Source organism: Paenibacillus timonensis, assembly GCF_022427145.1.
Lineage (GTDB): Bacteria > Bacillota > Bacilli > Paenibacillales > Paenibacillaceae > Fontibacillus > Fontibacillus timonensis.
In genome coordinates, this window is the sequence record NZ_JAKSXN010000063.1 from 1 (window position 1) to 18,447 (window position 18,447).

Here is an 18,447-nt window from a genome sequence, read left to right on the forward strand (position 1 = left end):
CCGTACAGGCCTTATTTGACGATTTCCCGTGTATTTCCCGTTGTAACGGACTCCAGTGACCTTAATGAGCCATTATTGCAGCCGACTCGCTGCGTTTCCTCGGAATAAGGTCTCCTAGGTCCGTTAGAGTCGGAAAGAACCCTCGGAGCGTCAAATAACGTCTCTGTAGTCCGTTAGCTGCAGAAAGGCGGCTTCGGAACGTAAGTGCACCAACGCACTGCGCATGCTGCAAAACATGCAACGCCGATCAAGCGTATTGAATATACTTAAAGGAGGGCCTCCCATGGCCGGAAGAAAACCCGAAGAAATGCAGGACGTCACGCTGCTGGGCAACCAGGGCGTAAAATATCCTTTTGACTACGCGCCCGAGGTGCTGGAGAGCTTCGACAATAAGCACCCGTACCGCGATTATTTCGTAAAGTTCAACTGTCCGGAATTCACCAGCCTTTGCCCGATCACCGGACAGCCTGACTTCGCCACCATCTACATCAGTTACATTCCCGACGTCAAAATGGTGGAAAGCAAATCGTTGAAGCTGTATCTGTTCAGCTTCCGCAATCATGGCGATTTCCACGAGGACTGCGTCAATATCATCATGAACGATCTGATTAAGCTCATGGATCCGAAGTACATTGAAGTTTGGGGCAAATTTACGCCGCGCGGCGGCATCTCCATCGATCCCTACACCAACTACGGCCGTCCCGGCACCAAATACGAAGCGATGGCGGAACACCGTCTGCTGAATCACGACATGTATCCGGAGAAGATCGATAACCGTTAAGGTCCTGGCTTGAGCATGCAGAACCGGACCTTGTCATTCGAGAGAGGAGAACCTCATGAAACCGAAAGTGTTTATCTCCCGGCCGATTCCCCCGGAAGTCGAAAACTACCTGGCCGAGCATTGCGAAATCCGCAAATGGGACGGTGAAGGTCCAATCAGCCGAGACCAGCTGCTAGCCAGCCTAAGCGATATCGAGGGCCTGTTGACCGCAGACCGCACCATCAATCAAGAGCTGTTGGATCATGCGCCTAAGCTGAAAGTCGTCAGCAATATCAGCGTCGGGTACAACAACTTTGATCTCGAAGCGATGAAAGCCCGCGGCGTGATCGGAACCAACACGTCGGCCGTCCTGAACGACACGGTCGCCGATCTGATCTTCGCGCTGATGCTGGACGTGGCCCGCCGGATATCGGAACTGGACAAATACGTCAAGGCGGGGCAATGGAAACGCGGCGACGGTCAAAATCTATTCGGCTTGGACGTCCACCACAAGAAGCTTGGCATCATCGGGATGGGCGAAATCGGCGAAGCCGTTGCCCACCGGGGGCAATTCGGCTTCGGGATGGAAGTGCTGTACCACAACCGCAGCCGCAGACCTGAGGCCGAAGCCAAGCTGGGCGCCGTTTATTGCACCTTGGACGAATTGCTCAAGGAAGCGGATTTTATCGTGCTGATCACGCCGCTCACACCGGAAACGCGGAAGCTGATCGGCGAGCGCGAATTTGCCTTGATGAAGCCGACGGCCGTGTTCGTCAACGCCTCGAGAGGGGCTACCGTCGACGAACAAGCGATGACCGCCGCTTTGCAAAACCGGCAAATCTACGGCGCGGGACTCGACGTGTTCGAGAAGGAACCGATCGATCCGGACCATCCGCTGCTGAAGCTGCCTAACGTCGTGACCTTGCCGCATATCGGTTCGGCCACGGATCAAACCCGTCGGCAAATGGCGATGCGGGCCGCCGAAAACCTGGTCGCCGCGCTTGAAGGCCGGACGCCGCCAAGCTTGGTTAAGGAACTGCGGCCAGACTGAGCGGGGCATGCTCGCACTAGGCGTACTTAAGCAGGCTTAAGCAAACATAGTCAAGCAATCCATGCTCTCTCTTTCTAGCTCGCCTTCACCTCGAAAATACAAATCAAAAAAACTCCCCGGGTCCCGTATGCAAAAGTCGCGTACGGTGCCCGGGGAGTTTCTTATTCCTCTTCGATCAGCAAATCGGCCGGATCGCGGTCCCCCAACCGTCCGGCCTCGGCATCCGCAAATAACCGGCGCAACCAGGAGAGCTCCGTTCGGGCATGCTCGTAACGGCCGGCCATCAGGTGCAGCACGCTCCGCGGCACGATCCCCCGATGTTCTTCGTAGACCTGGTAGCTCAAATTGACCTGATGCTCCGCCTCCCGAATGCGGTCCCGCAGTAAATCAGCCACCTTGTCGCGCTCCCCATGCCTTGCGAACACCAAGGCAACATGCAGCGGATGATAACCGGAGACTTCCTCCTGAAAACGATCGATCAGCAGCTTGTGAAAATACTCTCGCCCCTTGTCCGTGATCCGGTATACCGTCTTGTCCGGGCGTCCGCCGGTTTGGATCGTTTCCACGGCTTCGATATACGCTTCCTTGGCCAATTGGTCAACCGCGTAATACAGCGAGCCGGCTTTGAAATTGCCGTGCTGGTCAAGGAAACGGTCCCGGATGCGGATCAGCATCTCATAGGGATGCTGATCCTCCTCAAGCAATAGGCCCAGGATGCAGAGGCGAATCGCTAAAGCCTTCATCGTTCGTTAACCCTGCTGATTCGAAGGCTTAACCGAAGCACGCTCGATCCGGTCCTTCGGCATCGCGAATACGACCAGCACCGCACAAACGGTTGGAACCAGTGCCCACATAAACGTATGGGCGATCGAAGTGGACAAGGCTTCAGTGATTTTATCCAAAATCGCAGGCGGAATCAGCGCTCTTTTCTCCGGACTCAGCGCCTCCCGGGTATCGCCGAAATTCGCCCCGCCTTGTCCCATGCCGGCGAACGCATCGGTCATCGCTCCCGACATCAGATTGCGCTGCACGATGCCAAAAATCGTAATCCCCAGCGTCATCCCGAGCGAACGGAGGAACGAGTTGGTCGAGGTTGCCGCTCCGCGTTGCCGCATGTCGAAATGATGCACGGACGCCATGCTGAGCACCGAGAAGGAGAACCCGACGCCAAAGCCCGTCAGAATACTGTAAACCGTAAGCAGCAGACGGGATGTATCGTTTGTCAAAGTGCTAAGCGCAAAGATTCCGCCGACGAAGCAAATGACCGACAGGGCCATGACCGTGCGGTAAGGAATGCGGGAAGCGAGCATTCCACCGAGCATGCTGCCGATGACCGAGCCGATCATCATCGGCATCAAAATAATGCCGGAGTTGGTCGCCGAGCCGCCGTATACGCCTTGCACGAAGATCGGAATGTACACCGTAGCGACGATAAAGACGCTCCCGTAAAATAAAGCCAGCAAACAACTTGTCGCGTAAAGCCGGTTTTTAAACATGTCAAACGAAATGATCGGCTCCCGCGCTTTCGTTTCGAGCAGCAGGAAAGCAACGAACAGCACGGCAAATCCCGCAAACAAGCCCAGTATCACGCCGGAACCCCATGCGTATTTCTCCCCGCCCAGCTCCAGCGCAAACATCAGGCACACCACGGCACCCACCAAGGTAAATGCCCCGCCCCAGTCGATCTGCTGCTTCGCATGCGTCAACGATTCTTTGTAGTAAGCGATAATCAGCGCCAGCGACACGATCCCGATCGGCACGTTGATGTAAAATACCCAATGCCAGCTAAGCGAGTCGGTAATGAAGGCACCCAGCAGCGGGCCAAAAATGCTCGACGTGCCAAAGACGGCGCCGAGCAAGCCGGTCATTTTCCCGCGCTGCTCCACCGGGAAAATGTCGTAGATGATCGTAAACGCAATCGGCATCAGCGCGCCTCCGCCGATCCCTTGGATCGCCCGGAAGATGCTGAGCTGAACGATGCTGCCGGCAAGCCCGCATAATACGGATCCGAGCAGGAACATCACGATGCCGAACAAGAAGAAGCGTTTCCGGCCGTACATGTCCGACAGCTTGCCAAAAATCGGCGTTCCCGCCATGACGGTGACCATATAGGCCGAAGTCACCCAAACGAACTGTTCCATCCCGCCGAGATCGGCGACGATCGTCCCCATTGCGGTCGTCACGATCGTATTATCCATCGCCGACATCAGGATCGCTAGCATCAACCCGATCAGGATGAACCGGGTATGGTCTTTCTTTTCAGTAGCCAATATCTTCTCTCCTTTGTTTCTTATTCAAATTTGAATATATTATCTCTTCCTATTTTATTGAAAATATTTAAAAAGTAAACCTTTTGAACAAAAAAACCGTTCCCTCCTCCTTGCCTGCCGAAAACTATCGTTCTCGCGCGCTTTGCCCTATAATGGAACAAGAGATCGAACGAAAGGAAGTTTTTTCAAAATGAATGAAAAATGGACCGAATTAGAACGCAAAATGCGAGAGTCCGGCGTCAACACGCTATTGATTACCGATCCGAAGCACGTGTATTACCTTACCGGCTTCTTAAGCAATCCGCATGAACGCTTTCTCGGCGCCGTCCTCCAAGCCGGTAGCGAACCTTTCCTGGTTGTCCCTGCCCTCGATGAGGAAGCGGCCCGCAATGCCACGGACCTTACGGAGATTCTCACGCACGGCGATACGGACGATCCTTATGCCCTCCTGAACGGGCGCCTTGCCGGCACGCTTGGCACGATCGGCTTCGAGAAGGAGCAGGTGTCCGTGGCTAATTTTGAGCGAATGCAGGAGAAGCTGGCGTTTTCTAGATATATGGATGTAGGACCTTGGCTTCGGGACATGCGGGTGCGCAAAAGCTCGGAAGAGGTCGACAAAATCAAGCATGCCGTACGTTTGATCGAACAGGTGCTCAGCGAATCATTGAAAAAAGCAAAGGAAGGCGTAAGCGAAAGCGAGCTCGTTGCGGAAGTCGAGTACCAAATCCGCAAGCTTGGCGCAGACGGTCCTTCCTTTGATTCCATGGTGCTGTCCGGCGAGAAAACGGCCCTGCCGCACGGGGTTCCCGGCGATCGACAGATCCGCCGCGGGGATCTCCTCATGTTCGACATCGGCGTGTATGCGGACGGCTACGCCTCGGATATCACCCGCACCTTCGGGGTTGGCGAGCTCTCCAAGGAGCTGGTCCGGATTTATGAAACCGTACTTGCCGCCAACGAAGCGGCGATTGCTGCCATCCGGCCGGGCGTCACCTTCGCCTCCATCGACCGCGCCGCACGCGAAGTGATCGAAGCTGCCGGCTACGGTCCTTATTTCATCCATCGGCTGGGTCATGGGCTAGGGATTGACGTGCACGAGTTCCCTTCCGTTCATGGAGAGAACGAATTTTTGCTGGCAGAGGGCCACGTTTTTACCGTTGAACCGGGCGTCTATGTGCCGGGGGTCGGAGGGGTGCGCATTGAAGACGATGTGCTGGTGACCGCAACCGGCGTGGAAGTCCTCACTTCCTATCCGAAACAAATGACTTATATCTGACACAGGATGTTATATATCAATCTGATAGAGCCTTCTGCTTCAGAAAGAGCCGAAAGGCTCTTTTTTTCGTCTTTTTCCGATAGATTTAGGTATAATTACATGAAAGTTCTTACGAAAACCAAAAAAAGTACGACTTTTTCGTTTTCAAAGCACATTTTTTCCTATAGAATGATTCTTATGAACCACTGGTTAAAAAGAGAAAACACTGGTTCGACCCATGCATCGATAAAAATCCATTATTTTAAGGGGAACGGAGAGGATTTTCGTGTTCAAGGTCATTAATCGCTCCATAAGCCGCAGACTGATGAGTACCTATGCGGTGATCATTGTCGTATCGTCTCTTTTGTTTAGCGTGAGCTTTTATAACATCACCATGGGGATCATTAACCAAAACGTGCTTCCGCAATTCGATAAAGTGCTGCAGACCAGTACCCAAGACATCTTCAAACGACTGGATACGACCCAAGCCCTACAACTTCTCAGCGGGAAAGATAATTCACGCTTTACGGTGGAGACGTATTTGACGAAAAGCGCCAAGGACTTTAACTTGAGCACCGCCTACCTGCTTCAGCTTCAAGAAGATGGCGCCACCGTGTTGGCGACGAACGAGAATTCCGGCATGAAACCCGGCGACAAGCTGGAGGTTCAGCCGGCCATGACCGAGGCGTCCAAAAGCGGTGTACATATCAGCGATCTGTACTCCGACCAATTCGGCTCGCATAAAACGGCCTTCATCGCCATTCCCGGCAGCAAAGCCATGCTCGCCGTAGGCCTTGACGCGACCTTCATCGATAAGAAGAAGGACCAGATTTTATACATATGTATCGGAATAACCCTACTCGTCATTATTGCGGGCATGGCGGCGGCTTACTTTGTCAGCATGCGGATCACGAAGCCGATGAAGAAGCTGGTGGCGATTACGGAAAAAATGGCCGGCGGCGATTTCCGCCAAACGGTCGAAGTGAAAGGGAATGACGAAGTCGCCCAATTAGCCGGCAGCTTCCGGGCCATGACCAATCAGCTTAAGGACATGTTCGCCGCCGTCATGGAAACGTCCCACGCGGTAGTAGGCGGCTCGGAAAACTTGTCCCGGTCGGTAACGACGTTTGAGGATTTGATCTCCCGTTCCAATGCGGCCACCCAGGAAATCGAAGCCGGCAGCATGACGATCGCGTCGGCCGCGGCCGAGAACGCCCGTGCGATGGAGGAAATCTCGCAGGGCGTGCAGCATATCGCCGCTTCGTCCGCCGAAGTCACCGAGCGGATCGGACAAGCCGCCGATGAAGCCGGCACCGGCAATACGTTGGCGCAGACGGCCGTCACGCAAATGCAGCACGTGGAAGATGCCGCGAACCGGACGCTCGAGCATATCCGTACCTTAAACGACCGTTCGGAATCGATTTCGAACGTCGTCGGGACGATCACGGAAATCACGAAGCAGATTAATATTTTGGCGCTCAACGCCGCGATTGAAGCCGCACGGGCCGGCGAGCACGGCAAAGGGTTCGCCGTCGTCGCCGAGGAAGTCCGCAAGCTGGCCGAGCAATCCCGCCTGGCGATGGAGGAAATCGGCGAGAACCTGCTTAGCATCCGAGAAGAATCGGAAAATTCTGTCAGCGCGATGCAACGGGCCAGCGAGGAAATCATCTCCGGTACCGAGCGCGTGAAGCAAGCCGGACAAGCGTTCGAACAATTGACGGAGCTCATTCATAACGTCAACCTGACGATTCAATCCGTCTCGGCTTCGACGCAGGAGGTATCTGCCGGCACCGAGGAAGTGACCGCTTCCGTCGAGGAATCGGCCAACATTACGGCCAAATCGCTGGCCAATATGGAGCAAATCGCCAACTACTCGCAGCAGCAGCTCAGCGAAATGGAAAGCCATGCGCGCACGGTGCGTTCGCTGCATGAGCAAGCGTTGTCGCTGCAGGAATCGATTGCGAAATTCCGGATTTAACCGGCGACGCTAATCAAAAAAACGTACCCTGACCCCCCGGATATCCCGGGGTTGACGGTCAGGGTACGTTTTTTTATCCGGTAAAGGACATTTCGTTTACGGAAACAACCTCGTTCCGCTCCCTCTCCGGCTTCTTCCAATAGGCTTCGCTGCCCGGCAAATCATCGAACCAGGCGGCATCGTCCGGGCAAGGCAAGATCATGAATTTACCGTACTCATTATCCCGCGACTGATGATATTTGAGATAAGCGTGGCCGTCTTCAATCGCCAGGATTTCGATTTTGCCCGACGAGTGGCTCATTGACAGGCGCACGCGCTTGCCGAGACCCGAAGTGCGGGCTTTGGCTTCCTCAACCAGCCGATACGCCCGTTTCAGCGGAATGACGAAATCGGCATTCCCGGCAACCGGCCGGTTGATAAAGAAATAGTAGGGGGTCACCCCGGCCCAGGATAACCGATCCAGCAATTCGCCAAGCACGGCCGCATCGTCATTGATGCCTTTGAGGATCGGCGTTTGGTTGACCACGATCGCCCCTGCGTCGTGCAGCGCCTGGAAACCTCGTTTGGCCTCGGGGGTAATTTCGCGCGGATGATTGATATGCGCCATGACATAAATACGTTGGTCTACGGTGGAGAATTCCCTGATCAGATCCAGCAGTTCCGGATCTTCGTAAATGCGCATCGGGTTAAAGACGGGGATTTTGGAGCCAAGCCGGATGATTTTGACATGCTCGATGGCCCGCAGCTGTTCGAGAATCGAACGCAGCTTCCGGGTGGCCAGGATCAGGCTGTCGCCGCCGGTCAGGAGGACGTTGTTGATCTCGGGATGTTGCGCGATGTACTCGATGCCCGGCGTCACATCCGACATGGCCTCCTTCACATCGTTGCGGAATAGCCGTTTGCGAAAGCAATAGCGGCAGTAGGAGCCGCAAACCTCGGAGACGATCAGCAGCGCGGTCGTCCGGTATTTGTGCTGGCAGCCGGGAACCGCATAGTTGGCCGCCTCGTCGGAAGCGTCCCAGCGCCCGTATTCCTTCAGCTCTCCCGTATTCGGAATCACCAGCTTGCGGATCGGGTCCTCCGGATCGTTCCAATCGATCAGATTCAGATAGTAATCATTCACCCGAAAGACGAATTGGTCCGTAATCGGCTGCAACTCCTGCCGCTCCTGCTCGGACAACTCGCTCACCTTGGCGATGTCGGTGATGTACTTCGGATTTGCCACAATCATCTCCTCCTTTAATGGGATCGATGCGTAAAGAAGAAGCCGGAAACCTTGCAGTGAATGCGAGTACTCCGCCGAATGCTCGGGTCAAAGGTCTTGGAGAACGCAAAAAGACCCCGTACAAATAACAGGGTCATGGGTTGATGACTGAAAGAAAATCGAGATGACCCATCCACTGCAAACGAGGTTAGCTGACGGGCTCGGGAAAGATGGTTCCCTACGTATAAACTTGCTACGATTCGCCCCAAAAAGTGGTTCCCCCGCTTTTCGACTTTACCCATCGAAAATTAAGCGTACTTTTATGCTACCTTACCTTCGCCCGATTTGTCAAAGCTTACCTTTTTACGACTTCGGGCGGATGCCAGCGATTTCGTAGACCAGGTCCATCCGCAAATGGCGGCGGACCTGGTCGGCCAGCCGATCGAAAGCCTCCTCCTTCCGCGAGGAGGAAGCGAAGGTAACGCCCAAAGGTTTCAGACCTTTGCCTGCCCGCAGCCCGTCCAACCAGGAGCGCCGCCAGGCATCATTATGAAACAACCCGTGCAGATAAGTTCCGAACACTCTCCCGTCGGCTCGGGCTGCGCCTTCCGGATGCGGGGTGGCTGCAGCTTCTTCTGGCTCCGGCACGTCGGCTTTCAGGGTAAACAAAGGGCTGATGTCTCGAAGTCGCCGGGTGGAGCCGGCATGGATTTCATATCCCTCAATCGGCAATCGGCGGTCCGGGGGGCTCAGCGGAACCGGCTGTCCGTCGATCGTTTGCCCGTGCACGCGTACCGTCTTTTTGCCGGGGAGAAAGGTCGTCGACAAAGGCAGCAAACCCAGTCCCAACGCCGACCTTGGTTCGTCGGATTCTACCGCCTCAGGGTCAAGCAACTGCTCCCCCAGCATTTGATATCCGCCGCAGATGCCGATCAGCTGGACCTGCGTTCCTCCCTCGATCAAACTGCGAATGGCCTCCTCCAGACCTTGATCACGCAAAAATTTCAAATCCCCGATCGTATCCTTTGTCCCCGGTAAAATCACGGCATCCGGACATCCCAGCTCCGAAGGCTTGCTTACGTAACGAAGCGACACGTCCGGTTCGGCGCCTAAAGGATCAAAATCGGTGAAATTGGAAATACGCGGATAACGAATGACCGCGATGTCCAACTCCTTGTCTGCCGCCTTCTCCGGGCGGATTGCGTAGGTATCCAGGACAACGGAATCCTCCGCTTCAATTTCCAGATCCTTCAGGAACGGGAGCACGCCCAATACGGGAATACCGGTCCGCCGCTCCAGCCAATCCAGCCCGGGCTGCAGCAGGGACAAGTCGCCGCGGAATTTATTGATGATGAACCCTTTAACCCGGGCGCGTTCCTGCGGCTCCAACAGCTCCAGCGTGCCGACGAGAAAAGCGAATACGCCGCCGCGGTCGATATCGCCTACCAGGATAACCGGAGCGTCAGCCCATTCCGCCAGATTCATGTTGACGATATCCCGCTGTTTTAGATTGATTTCCGCCGGACTCCCGGCCCCCTCCATGACGACGATGCCGTGCTTCGCGCGGAGCCGGCCGAGCGCCTCCATCACCAGCGGTTTCGCCTGGGGCAGGAATTCCTCCCGATAACTCGACGCACTGAGATGTTGATAAGGGCGCCCATGAACGACGATTTGCGAATGCATGTCCCCGGTCGGTTTGATCAGCACCGGATTCATGTCCGTGGTGGCGACGATGCCGCAAGCCTCCGCCTGGATGCCCTGCGCCCGGCCGATTTCCCGGCCGTCCGGCGTAACATAGGAGTTCAGGGCCATATTTTGCGACTTGAACGGAGCCGGACGTTGTCCATCCTGCGCAAAGATGCGGCACAGCGCTGTCACGATGACGCTTTTGCCCACGTCCGATGCCGTCCCTTGGATCATCAACACGGCGCCCGAAGCGATTTGGTCTTGATCCTTCCCGTGGAGCTTCTCCTGTTTTTCATTCATCCCGTAGTTCCACTCCTTTTCCGAATCGTGTGAGGGATGTCTCGGCAGGCTCTGTTGCACGATTATCCCTTTTCCCAGACTTCTCTGTTTGCCAGCAACCTGATCAAACGGGATAATGGCGCAAAACGTCCGTACACGGGGCGGGGCTTCGCTCACTGCAAAATCAGTACGGCAAGCAGCAGCAAGACAGCTTCCAGCCCTTCACCTAACGCTCCGTACGTATCACCAGTCAGGCCGCCCAGCTTGGCACTAATCCGGCGAGCCGCCCAGGTTCCCGCAGTCCAGGCGAGCAAGGGGGCTAAAACGATATAGATAAGCGAACGCAGCAGGGTCGATTCGTTAGTCCCTACAAGCGACAGGAGCAGGGTGTATAACAGCACCACGACGGATAATGTGACGGCCATGACGGTAGCTCCCCAGGCATCCCGTTCGCCAAAGCCCTGGAATTGGGCAGCCAAGCCCTCGCCTTGCCGGGCTTTCGGCCACCGATGCATCGCGCGGGTCATGAACCAGCGGCTCCATAAAGGAGCCATCAGCAACACGAGCCCCGTTGTCGGCAGGTCTCCTTGAAGGAGGCCCGCCAACAGCGAGGCCTTGAGCAGGAGCAAAAGAACGCAAGCCAGCACCCCCATGGCACCAACCCGGCTGTCTTTCATAATCTCAAGCATTCTCTCGCGCGACCGGTAGCTGAACAGCCCGTCGGCCGTATCCATCCAGCCGTCCAAATGCAGTCCTCCGGTAAGCCAGACCCAGAGGATTAAAGCGAGGACGGCGGCCGGAAACGGCGGAAGCAACCACGCCGCAAGCCAGCCTCCCGCCCAAACGGCGGCGCCGATCGCCGCCCCAACAAGCGGATAATAGGTGATGCTGCGCTTCAACAATTCCGGCGTAAATTCCAGCTCGGCCCGCACCGGGAAGCGGGACAGAAACTGGAAGGCAGCCAAAACCGGCTGTAAAGCTCCAGACTTGCCCTTCCGGGGAGCCGCATCTCGTTTCGATTCGGTCATAAGCGATACTCCCGACTTTTCAGCTCGATAGGGATTCCGGCAGTGACCAGAAAGACCTGATCCGTTATAGAAGCTATCGTACGGTTCAACAGCCCGGCCCAATCCCGGTATAGCCTGCCCAGCGGATATTCGGGCACGATGCCGCTGCCCACCTCGTTGGTTACCATCACCAGCGTACCGGGAAAAGCTTCGACCGCGGCGACCAGCCGCTCGATTTCCCGCGCCAGAACCGCTTCGGCGGCGTCCGGCCCGTCCCCCGCGCCAAGCAGCACGTTCGACAGCCACAGGGTCAGGCAATCGACCAACACGATGGGGAGGGTCCCATCTGCCGGGTCCCCTTGCTCAGCCGGCCGTTCGCCAAGGTCGTGCAGCAGTTCGGCCAGACCCAGCGGCGCTTCATGCGTGGTCCAAGCGAATCCGCTTTGCTCCCGCTGAAGGCGGTGCAGGTTGATCCGGGCTCTCATCTCGTCGTCAAACGCTTGCGCCGTTGCAATATAACAGGCAGCGTTCGCGTGCTTCATCACCCAGCGTTCGGCAAACGTGCTTTTGCCGCTGCGGGCGCCGCCGGTCACCAGGATCTTCATCGCGCCGTCTCCCCGCCATGCCCGCCACTCTCGCCGTTCCCGCCGTCCGCGACGCCGGCGCTCTCGAACGTCGCCATCTCGGCCACGATGCGGCAAGCCGCGTCGACGAGATGCAACGCCAGCACGCCGCCCGTGCCTTCGCCTAGCCGCATGTCCAGCTCCAGCATCGGATTCAGGCCCAGCTCCTGCAGAAGGGCGCGGTGTCCCTGTTCGTGGGAGACATGCGAAGCGATCAGGTAACCGGCTGCCTCCGGCTTGAGGCGCACCGCCAGCAACGCGGCGACGGTCGAAATGAAGCCGTCGATGACGACCGGGCAGCGCCGGGCGGCGGCTCCCAGGATGATGCCGGTCAATCCGGCGATTTCAAGTCCGCCCACCTTGGCCAGCACATCCAGCGGATCGTCCGCATCCGGGCGATTCGCCTCCAGCGCCCGCTCCACGACGGCGATCTTATGCCGCAGCCGTTCATCGTTGACCCCGGTTCCGCGTCCAACGCTCTGCTGCGGCGCAATCCCCATCAGGCTGCTCATGATCGCGGCGCTGGCCGTGGTGTTGCCGATGCCCATCTCCCCGGTGACGAACAGCCGAACGCCTTGGGACACCGCGCCATCTACCACTTCGGCCCCCACTCGAATGGCGGCTTCCGCTTCCTCCCGGCTCATTGCCGGGCCTTTGGCCATGTTCCCTGTCCCGTAACGCAGTTTCCGCTGGACAAGTCCCGGATGCGACAGTTCCGCATTCACTCCGATATCCACGCAAACAACGTCGGCCGAAGCCTGGCGAGCAAGCACATTCACGGCCGCACCGCCAGCCAGGAAGTTAAGTACCATCTGCGGCGTCACCTCCGCCGGAAATGCACTGACTCCTTCCTCGCAGACGCCGTGATCCGCCGCCATCACGATCACCGAACGTTTCGGAAACGCCGGCTTGGCCTCTCCCGTGATCCCGGCCAGCTTTACGGCCAATCCCTCCAATTTGCCGAGACTCCCCGGCGGCTTCGTCAACCGGTCCAAATGAACCCAGGCCGCCTCCATCGCCGCTTCGTCCAGCGGAACGATCGCTTGCGTCAGCTGTCCTACCGAATCGTAACCCATAACCGCATTCCCCTTTCATCATTCCGAGTCCATGCTTCCGTACGTCCACGCTTCATCGTGCCTGTCTATGTGCCCTTGTGCCCTTCTGCCGCCTTCCAAGCGGCGGCTCGTCCCTTAATGCGACCGTTCCCGTTCCCGTTCCCGGCGCAATAATATCTGCGGAACGTCCGAATCCGGATGAGGCACTTGATGCGCCTGAACCCCAAACACCGAGGCGATTAGCTCCGGGGACAAAATGTCCTCCGGTCCCCCCTGATCCACGACCCGACCGCCGCTCATCACAAGAAGATGGCTGCAAAACAACGCAGCCAAATTCAAATCATGCATCACGGAAACGACCGTCAGCCCCGCTTCACGCTGCCAATCGGCGACCATCTCCATAAACTGCATCTGGTAGCGCAAGTCCAAATAGGTCGTCGGTTCATCGAGCAGCACCAGCTCGGGCTGCTGGGCCATCACTTTCCCGAGCGCCACCCGCTGCCGCTGCCCGCCGCTCAGCACCCCCAGCGGACGTTGCTCCAGCTCCTTCAGGTCGAGGCGCTCCATGATCCCATCGATTAAGCGGCGTCCCGCTTCCGCCCCGCCAATCTCCTTGCCGCGCCAATCCTGATGGGCGAAACGTCCCATCTCCACGACCTCGCGGACCGTAAACGCCACGGGCGGAAGCCCATCCTGCTGGAGCACGGCAACCTTGCGCGACAGCTCTTTGCGCGAATAAGCCGCTAGCGGGCGACCCCCCAGCGCGATTGCGCCGGCATCCGGCTGCTCCACGCCGGAGATCAGGTTCAGCAGCGTGGTTTTACCGCTGCCGTTCGGTCCAATCAGACCCCAAAATTCGCCGGGCCCGACCCGCCAATTCACGTCCTTGAGCACCTCTAGCCGGCCAAACGCCTTCGCAACTCCTGTCGCCTCGATCAACGCAGCTCCTCCTCCCTCTGCTTTTTCTTCCGATACAGCAGATACCCAAAGAAAGGCGCTCCCACGAATGCCGTGACGATGCCGAGCGGAATTTCCGTCGGAGCCAGCAGCGAGCGGGCTGCCAGGTCACTCCACATCATGAAGATCCCCCCGCCCAGCGCCGACAGCGGGATGATCAGGCGGTAATCCGGTCCGGTAATCAGGCGGATCATATGCGGAACGACCAGGCCTACGAATCCGATGACCCCGGACACTGACACCGCAGCCGCTGTCATCAGCGTGGCGACGAGCAGCACGGCCAGTTTGGTGCGTTCCACGGCCATCCCGGAGTGGGAAGCCTGACGTTCGCCGAGAGTCAGCAAGTTCAAATGCTTGGCCCGGCTCCACAGGAACAGGGCGCCTACCAGCAAATACGGCAAAAGGATGGCCGTATACGACCATCCGCGCAAGCTTAAACTACCCATCGTCCAATAATAGATTTCATTGATCGTCTTCTTCGACATCGCCGTTAAAAAGGACACGACCGCGCCGAGAAACGACTGCATGACCACGCCGGACAGGACCAGGCTTTCGATGGGCAGCCGCCCGTTCTCTCTAGCCAGCCAGATAACGATCCATAACGTAACCGCCCCCGTCACGAAGGCGACCATCGGCAATGTAAAGATGCCCAGCAGGGAAAACTGCCATCCGAAAAAAATCAGCACGGCCGCGCCGATCGCCGAACCCGACGATACGCCCAGCGTAAAAGGATCCGCCAGCGGGTTGCGCAACACGCCTTGAAAGCCGGCGCCCGCCACGGCAAGCGAAGCGCCAACCAGCATCCCAAGCATTACGCGGGGCAAACGGACCTGTACGACGATTTGCTCTGCCGCCGTACTCCAATCCGGCGTAATCAGGCGGCCAAGTCCCGGGAGCCGGTACAGCAAAATAGCGGCAATGTCCCCGGCCGGCACATAAACGGAGCCGATGCCGATGCAGAACAGCAGCGTCACGGCCAGCAGTACGAGCCCGGCTGCACCGTATCCTGCCCCTCTGCCGCGCGTCATGGCTGGATCAAATCCGGGTGAACCGCCTTGGCGACTTCGATCAGCCCTTGCGTCACGCGAGGGCCCGTACGGCTCAGCAGGTTATCGTCCAAAGCGATGATCCGATTCTCCTTAATGGCCGTAATTTGATCCCATCCCGAACGGCCCTTGATGATGTCGGCCAACGTCTTGTTATTCTCGTCAACCACGCTTTTTGCATACAAAATGACGTCCGGGTTCGCCTGGATGATCTGTTCCTCATTGATTTCGGACCATCCCTCGACATCCGAAGCGACGTTGATGCCGCCGGACAACGTGATCATTTCATCCATGAATTCGCCTTTTCCGACCGTCCAGCCCGGGGAAAATTCGATGTACACCTTTTTCTTCTGATCCTCGCTCAACGAACCTACCGCATCGGTAACGGTTTGGACTTCCTGCTTCATCTTCCCGACGACCTCAGCCGCTTCGCTCTGGTGGTTCGTGATTTCGCCGATCGTTTGGATATGCTCCATGACCGCATCGATCGTCTTCGGATTGGACTGGAACACGGTAAGTCCCATATCCGTCAAGCTTTTGACCGTCGCCGCGTCGATCAGGCTGGCTGCCAGTACCAAATCCGGCTGCGCCGCCACGATCGCTTCTACGTTCACCTGGAATCCGCCCATCCGCGGTTTGTCCTTTACCGCTTCCGGATAATCGTCCAGATCGGATACGCCCGCAACTTGTTCGTCAAGCCCAAGCGCAAACAACACTTCCGTCTCCGACGGTGCCAGCGATACGATTCGTTCCGGCGCCGCGTCAAACGTGAACTCCTTGCCGGTGGAATCCGTCACGGTATACGGATAAGTCGTCTCCTGTGCAGCCGGTTGTTCCGCAGTTGCGTTCGTCCCGGCGTTTTGCGTTTGCTGCGCTGCCTCGGCAGCGTTCCCCGTCCCTTGGTTGACCGCGTTATTGTTACCGCAAGCAGCCAGCACCAGCATCAGTGCCAGCAGCCCCAGGCTCCCGATTCGTTTCCAGTTCTTCATCTCCAGATCTCCCCTTTTTTTTATTCCAGTAGGTAAAGAATCGCCCCGTGCTCCAGCGGTACGTCGTGCAGCCGGACGTCATGCCCAGCCGAACTCCATCCCTCCCGGCAGCAAAGAAAAACCCCAATCCTGGTGGATGGGGTTACGTCTACAAAGTCATGCCGCACGCCTGCATCGCGGAGCGGTTCCCCGATTCGGCGCCAAGCCATGATATTCTTGGCAGAACGTTATCCTTTCCTCGAAGGACCGTCTTGAATTCCCGTGGCAGGTCTCCTGACTTCCAGGTATCGACGAAAGCTCGCCTTCCCATCCCCCTTCGCGGGCGACAGTGGCCTCATGAGCTCGTCCCTGTTTACAGTGGCGGGACCGTGCCGGATTTGCACCGGCTTCCCTTTTAACCCGAAGCGGTACGGTAAGCTTCACCGCTGCTTCAGGACCTACGGGCACAATTTGTACGCTTGTCTTAAGGCTTTCTTCTCTATTGGATTATAGGGGAAAAGCGGGAAACTGACAATATCCAATCCATCTCTCCGGTTTTTAGTACCGCTCCAGCGACAAATCGGCTCCCAAGACGCCGATCGCTTCGCCGCCGCGGCGGATCGGTACGGCCAGCGTCATGCAGCGCCGCTTCGTAATTGCCGAGATATATACCTCGGAGACAACCGTCTCCCCGGCAAGCGCCCGGCGGAACCATTCCCGGCCTTTGGCGTTCAGCAAGCCGGCCTCCGGGATGGACACGACAAAGGAACCGTCCTCCCGGTTTGACCAGGCCGCCTCCAAACCGGGTTCCGCGGCCAAGAGCTCCTCCAGCGCCGCCCGGTGTCCGACCGGTTCCATCGCCAGAAACCGCGGCTGTTCGGCTGCCGTAAGCAGCTTCCGGGCATAGGCCTGTCCTAACGCCACCGCGTCTTCGCCTCCGACGGCGGAGTCCTCCCCCGAATGAACGGATTTGAGCGAGACCATCAGCTCGCCTTGCGCCCGGTCGAGGCCCACGACCACCGTCTGCAGCTTGGAAATATGCTCCCGCTCGGACTCCATACGAGCCAGCGCACCCTCCACATGGACAATGCTCCGGTTTAGAGCTTCATGGACTTCGCCTAACATGGCCTCCATGTTACGTGTCAGTTCGGCTTGTTCCCGGCTTCGCTGCCCCGTCTCGGCAACCAGCCCGTTCACCCCGGCCACTTCCTCCGCGATGAAACGGATATCCTCCCCCATCCGCTTCATCAGGGAAATGCCCTCCAACGCCGAATCCCGGCCGCCTTTCAGCGTAGACTTCACGCGGTCCACATCCGCGGAAATCTGCCGAAACAACGGCGCAGAGCGGCTGATCGCCTCGGTGCTTTGGTCCGCTAATTGGCGCATGCGAACGGCAACGACGTCGAAACCTTTGCCCTGAGCACCCAAGCGAGCCGCTTCAATGGACGCGTTCAGCGCCAGCAAAGCCACCTCCCCGGCGATCTCCTCCAGACTCCGGTACAACGAGCCCAGCTTGCGCGTGTTGGTCTCCAATTCCTCCATCGGCCCGGCAATCGATTCCTGGGAGTCGGCCAACGAACGGATCGTACCGTCTGCCGCTTCCAGCGCCCCGGCCATCCGCACCGCTTCGGCCCGGGCGTGCTCGCTGCGGCTGAGGAGATGCTCCGCGGCGTCATGGATTTGGGAAGCCGAAGCAGCAACCTCTTCCATCGCTGCCAAGCTCTCCTGCACTTGTTCCAGCGAACGTTCGCTGCTTTGCTTCAGCTTCAAATCCTCCGCCGCCGCCGTATCGGCTAACCCTTGCAGCTGTTCGAGGCTTTCGCTCACTTCGCCAACCGCTGCCTGCAGCCGGTCCGCCGCTACCAGCGATTCGTTGAAGACCGAAGTCCAATCGGTCTCCTCCCGCCGAGGTTCGCCAGTCTCTGCCCCAATCGGCTTTCCCCCCTGCGATCCGCTTCTCGGCTTTGCCTCCCGGCCGATTCCCGGTATCAGCAGCGAATAAACCAAGCTTAAAAGCGTCAATAGCGCCAAAACCATGATGTACCACGGCGTCTTCGCCAATACCGAACTAGCCGCAAGCAGTACCGCCAATCCCGCGCCAAGCCAAGCCGCGTATTTTCCCAACCAACGGAGTTGATTCATGTCCCCACCCCTACATGTCATTTTTGCTAACATTATAGAATAGGACTGAAGTCATAAAAAGGTAAAAGTTGGGCATTTCGAGACCCTGTGCAAATAATCGACGCATTTCTATAAATAGAACGATTATTTCAAAAACATGATATCTGGCGCACCCGATTCGTTTGCT

At 57.5% G+C, this 18,447-nt stretch carries 16 protein-coding genes and 2 riboswitches; of the genes, 4 read left to right on the forward strand and 12 right to left on the reverse strand.

What is annotated here, in order from left to right:
* Window positions 1-283 precede the first annotated feature (283 nt).
* Window positions 284-781, forward strand: a complete 498-nt coding sequence (queF, locus tag MJ257_RS20285) for a preQ(1) synthase (RefSeq protein ID WP_240270962.1) — start codon at window positions 284-286, stop codon at window positions 779-781.
* Window positions 782-836: 55 nt separating this feature from the next.
* A complete protein-coding gene (locus MJ257_RS20290) occupies window positions 837-1,811 on the forward strand; it encodes a 2-hydroxyacid dehydrogenase (RefSeq protein WP_240270963.1) in 975 nt (324 codons plus the stop codon).
* A 161-nt stretch (window positions 1,812-1,972) separates the two neighbouring features.
* Here the strand turns inward: MJ257_RS20290 and MJ257_RS20295 are convergent, their stop codons facing one another.
* Both MJ257_RS20295 and MJ257_RS20300 read right to left on the reverse strand, forming a co-directional pair.
* A complete protein-coding gene (locus tag MJ257_RS20295) occupies window positions 1,973-2,554 on the reverse strand; it encodes a PadR family transcriptional regulator (RefSeq protein ID WP_240270964.1) in 582 nt (193 codons plus the stop codon).
* 6 nt (window positions 2,555-2,560) lie between these two features.
* Window positions 2,561-4,084, reverse strand: a complete 1,524-nt coding sequence (locus MJ257_RS20300) for an MDR family MFS transporter (protein ID WP_270406839.1) — start codon at window positions 4,082-4,084, stop codon at window positions 2,561-2,563.
* Between the two features lie 187 nt (window positions 4,085-4,271).
* Here MJ257_RS20300 and MJ257_RS20305 point away from each other — a divergent pair, with 187 nt between their 5' ends.
* Window positions 4,272-5,357: a M24 family metallopeptidase gene (locus MJ257_RS20305; protein WP_240270965.1), complete on the forward strand. Its 1,086-nt coding sequence runs from the start codon at window positions 4,272-4,274 to the stop codon at window positions 5,355-5,357.
* 265 nt (window positions 5,358-5,622) lie between these two features.
* Complete coding sequence (locus MJ257_RS20310; protein WP_240270966.1) at window positions 5,623-7,314, forward strand: methyl-accepting chemotaxis protein; 1,692 nt, start codon at window positions 5,623-5,625, stop codon at window positions 7,312-7,314.
* Window positions 7,315-7,387: 73 nt separating this feature from the next.
* Here MJ257_RS20310 and MJ257_RS20315 read toward each other — a convergent pair whose 3' ends face one another.
* The 10 genes from MJ257_RS20315 to MJ257_RS20360 form a co-directional block, all read right to left on the reverse strand.
* Complete coding sequence (locus MJ257_RS20315) at window positions 7,388-8,539, reverse strand: KamA family radical SAM protein (protein WP_178020744.1); 1,152 nt, start codon at window positions 8,537-8,539, stop codon at window positions 7,388-7,390.
* 161 nt (window positions 8,540-8,700) lie between these two features.
* A riboswitch (cyclic di-AMP (ydaO/yuaA leader) is annotated at window positions 8,701-8,843 on the reverse strand.
* A 38-nt stretch (window positions 8,844-8,881) separates the two neighbouring features.
* Window positions 8,882-10,504 carry a cobyric acid synthase gene (locus MJ257_RS20320; RefSeq protein WP_240270968.1) on the reverse strand — a complete coding sequence of 541 codons (1,623 nt, stop codon included), beginning with the start codon at window positions 10,502-10,504 and terminating at the stop codon, window positions 8,882-8,884.
* 152 nt (window positions 10,505-10,656) lie between these two features.
* Window positions 10,657-11,511, reverse strand: a complete 855-nt coding sequence (gene cobS, locus MJ257_RS20325; RefSeq protein WP_240270969.1) for an adenosylcobinamide-GDP ribazoletransferase — start codon at window positions 11,509-11,511, stop codon at window positions 10,657-10,659.
* Window positions 11,508-12,095: a bifunctional adenosylcobinamide kinase/adenosylcobinamide-phosphate guanylyltransferase gene (cobU, locus tag MJ257_RS20330; protein WP_240270970.1), complete on the reverse strand. Its 588-nt coding sequence runs from the start codon at window positions 12,093-12,095 to the stop codon at window positions 11,508-11,510. Before cobU ends, cobS begins: the two co-directional genes overlap by 4 nt.
* On the reverse strand, window positions 12,092-13,189 hold the full coding sequence (gene cobT, locus MJ257_RS20335) for a nicotinate-nucleotide--dimethylbenzimidazole phosphoribosyltransferase (protein WP_270406838.1): 1,098 nt from the start codon (window positions 13,187-13,189) through the stop codon (window positions 12,092-12,094). The genes cobU and cobT overlap by 4 nt, the downstream gene beginning before the upstream one ends.
* Before the next feature lie 114 nt (window positions 13,190-13,303).
* Entirely contained in the window at window positions 13,304-14,107 is an 804-nt protein-coding gene (locus MJ257_RS20340) for an ABC transporter ATP-binding protein (RefSeq protein WP_240270971.1), read from the reverse strand.
* Complete coding sequence (locus tag MJ257_RS20345) at window positions 14,104-15,153, reverse strand: FecCD family ABC transporter permease (RefSeq protein WP_240270972.1); 1,050 nt, start codon at window positions 15,151-15,153, stop codon at window positions 14,104-14,106. Before MJ257_RS20345 ends, MJ257_RS20340 begins: the two co-directional genes overlap by 4 nt.
* Window positions 15,150-16,160: an ABC transporter substrate-binding protein gene (locus MJ257_RS20350; protein ID WP_240270973.1), complete on the reverse strand. Its 1,011-nt coding sequence runs from the start codon at window positions 16,158-16,160 to the stop codon at window positions 15,150-15,152. Before MJ257_RS20350 ends, MJ257_RS20345 begins: the two co-directional genes overlap by 4 nt.
* Window positions 16,161-16,180: 20 nt before the next feature.
* Window positions 16,181-16,369, reverse strand: coding sequence for a hypothetical protein (locus tag MJ257_RS20355; protein WP_240270974.1), 189 nt, complete (start codon window positions 16,367-16,369; stop codon window positions 16,181-16,183).
* A 37-nt stretch (window positions 16,370-16,406) separates the two neighbouring features.
* Window positions 16,407-16,615: riboswitch (cobalamin riboswitch) on the reverse strand.
* An 82-nt stretch (window positions 16,616-16,697) separates the two neighbouring features.
* Window positions 16,698-18,281, reverse strand: coding sequence for a methyl-accepting chemotaxis protein (locus MJ257_RS20360; protein ID WP_240270975.1), 1,584 nt, complete (start codon window positions 18,279-18,281; stop codon window positions 16,698-16,700).
* Window positions 18,282-18,447: the final 166 nt, after the last annotated feature.

Excerpts from the sequence above, each read along its gene's own strand:
- queF (WP_240270962.1), top strand. The coding sequence starts at position 284 with ATGGCCGGAAGAAAACCCGAAGAAATGCAGGACGTCACGCTGCTGGGC.
- MJ257_RS20345 (WP_240270972.1), bottom strand. The coding sequence starts at position 15,153 with ATGACGCGCGGCAGAGGGGCAGGATACGGTGCAGCCGGGCTCGTACTG.
- cobU (WP_240270970.1), bottom strand. The coding sequence starts at position 12,095 with ATGAAGATCCTGGTGACCGGCGGCGCCCGCAGCGGCAAAAGCACGTTT.
- MJ257_RS20350 (WP_240270973.1), bottom strand. The coding sequence starts at position 16,160 with ATGAAGAACTGGAAACGAATCGGGAGCCTGGGGCTGCTGGCACTGATG.
- MJ257_RS20295 (WP_240270964.1), bottom strand. The coding sequence starts at position 2,554 with ATGAAGGCTTTAGCGATTCGCCTCTGCATCCTGGGCCTATTGCTTGAG.
- cobS (WP_240270969.1), bottom strand. The coding sequence starts at position 11,511 with ATGACCGAATCGAAACGAGATGCGGCTCCCCGGAAGGGCAAGTCTGGA.
- MJ257_RS20360 (WP_240270975.1), bottom strand. The coding sequence starts at position 18,281 with ATGAATCAACTCCGTTGGTTGGGAAAATACGCGGCTTGGCTTGGCGCG.
- cobT (WP_270406838.1), bottom strand. The coding sequence starts at position 13,189 with ATGGGTTACGATTCGGTAGGACAGCTGACGCAAGCGATCGTTCCGCTG.
- MJ257_RS20290 (WP_240270963.1), top strand. The coding sequence starts at position 837 with ATGAAACCGAAAGTGTTTATCTCCCGGCCGATTCCCCCGGAAGTCGAA.
- MJ257_RS20305 (WP_240270965.1), top strand. The coding sequence starts at position 4,272 with ATGAATGAAAAATGGACCGAATTAGAACGCAAAATGCGAGAGTCCGGC.
- MJ257_RS20320 (WP_240270968.1), bottom strand. The coding sequence starts at position 10,504 with ATGAATGAAAAACAGGAGAAGCTCCACGGGAAGGATCAAGACCAAATC.
- MJ257_RS20355 (WP_240270974.1), bottom strand. The coding sequence starts at position 16,369 with ATGGCTTGGCGCCGAATCGGGGAACCGCTCCGCGATGCAGGCGTGCGG.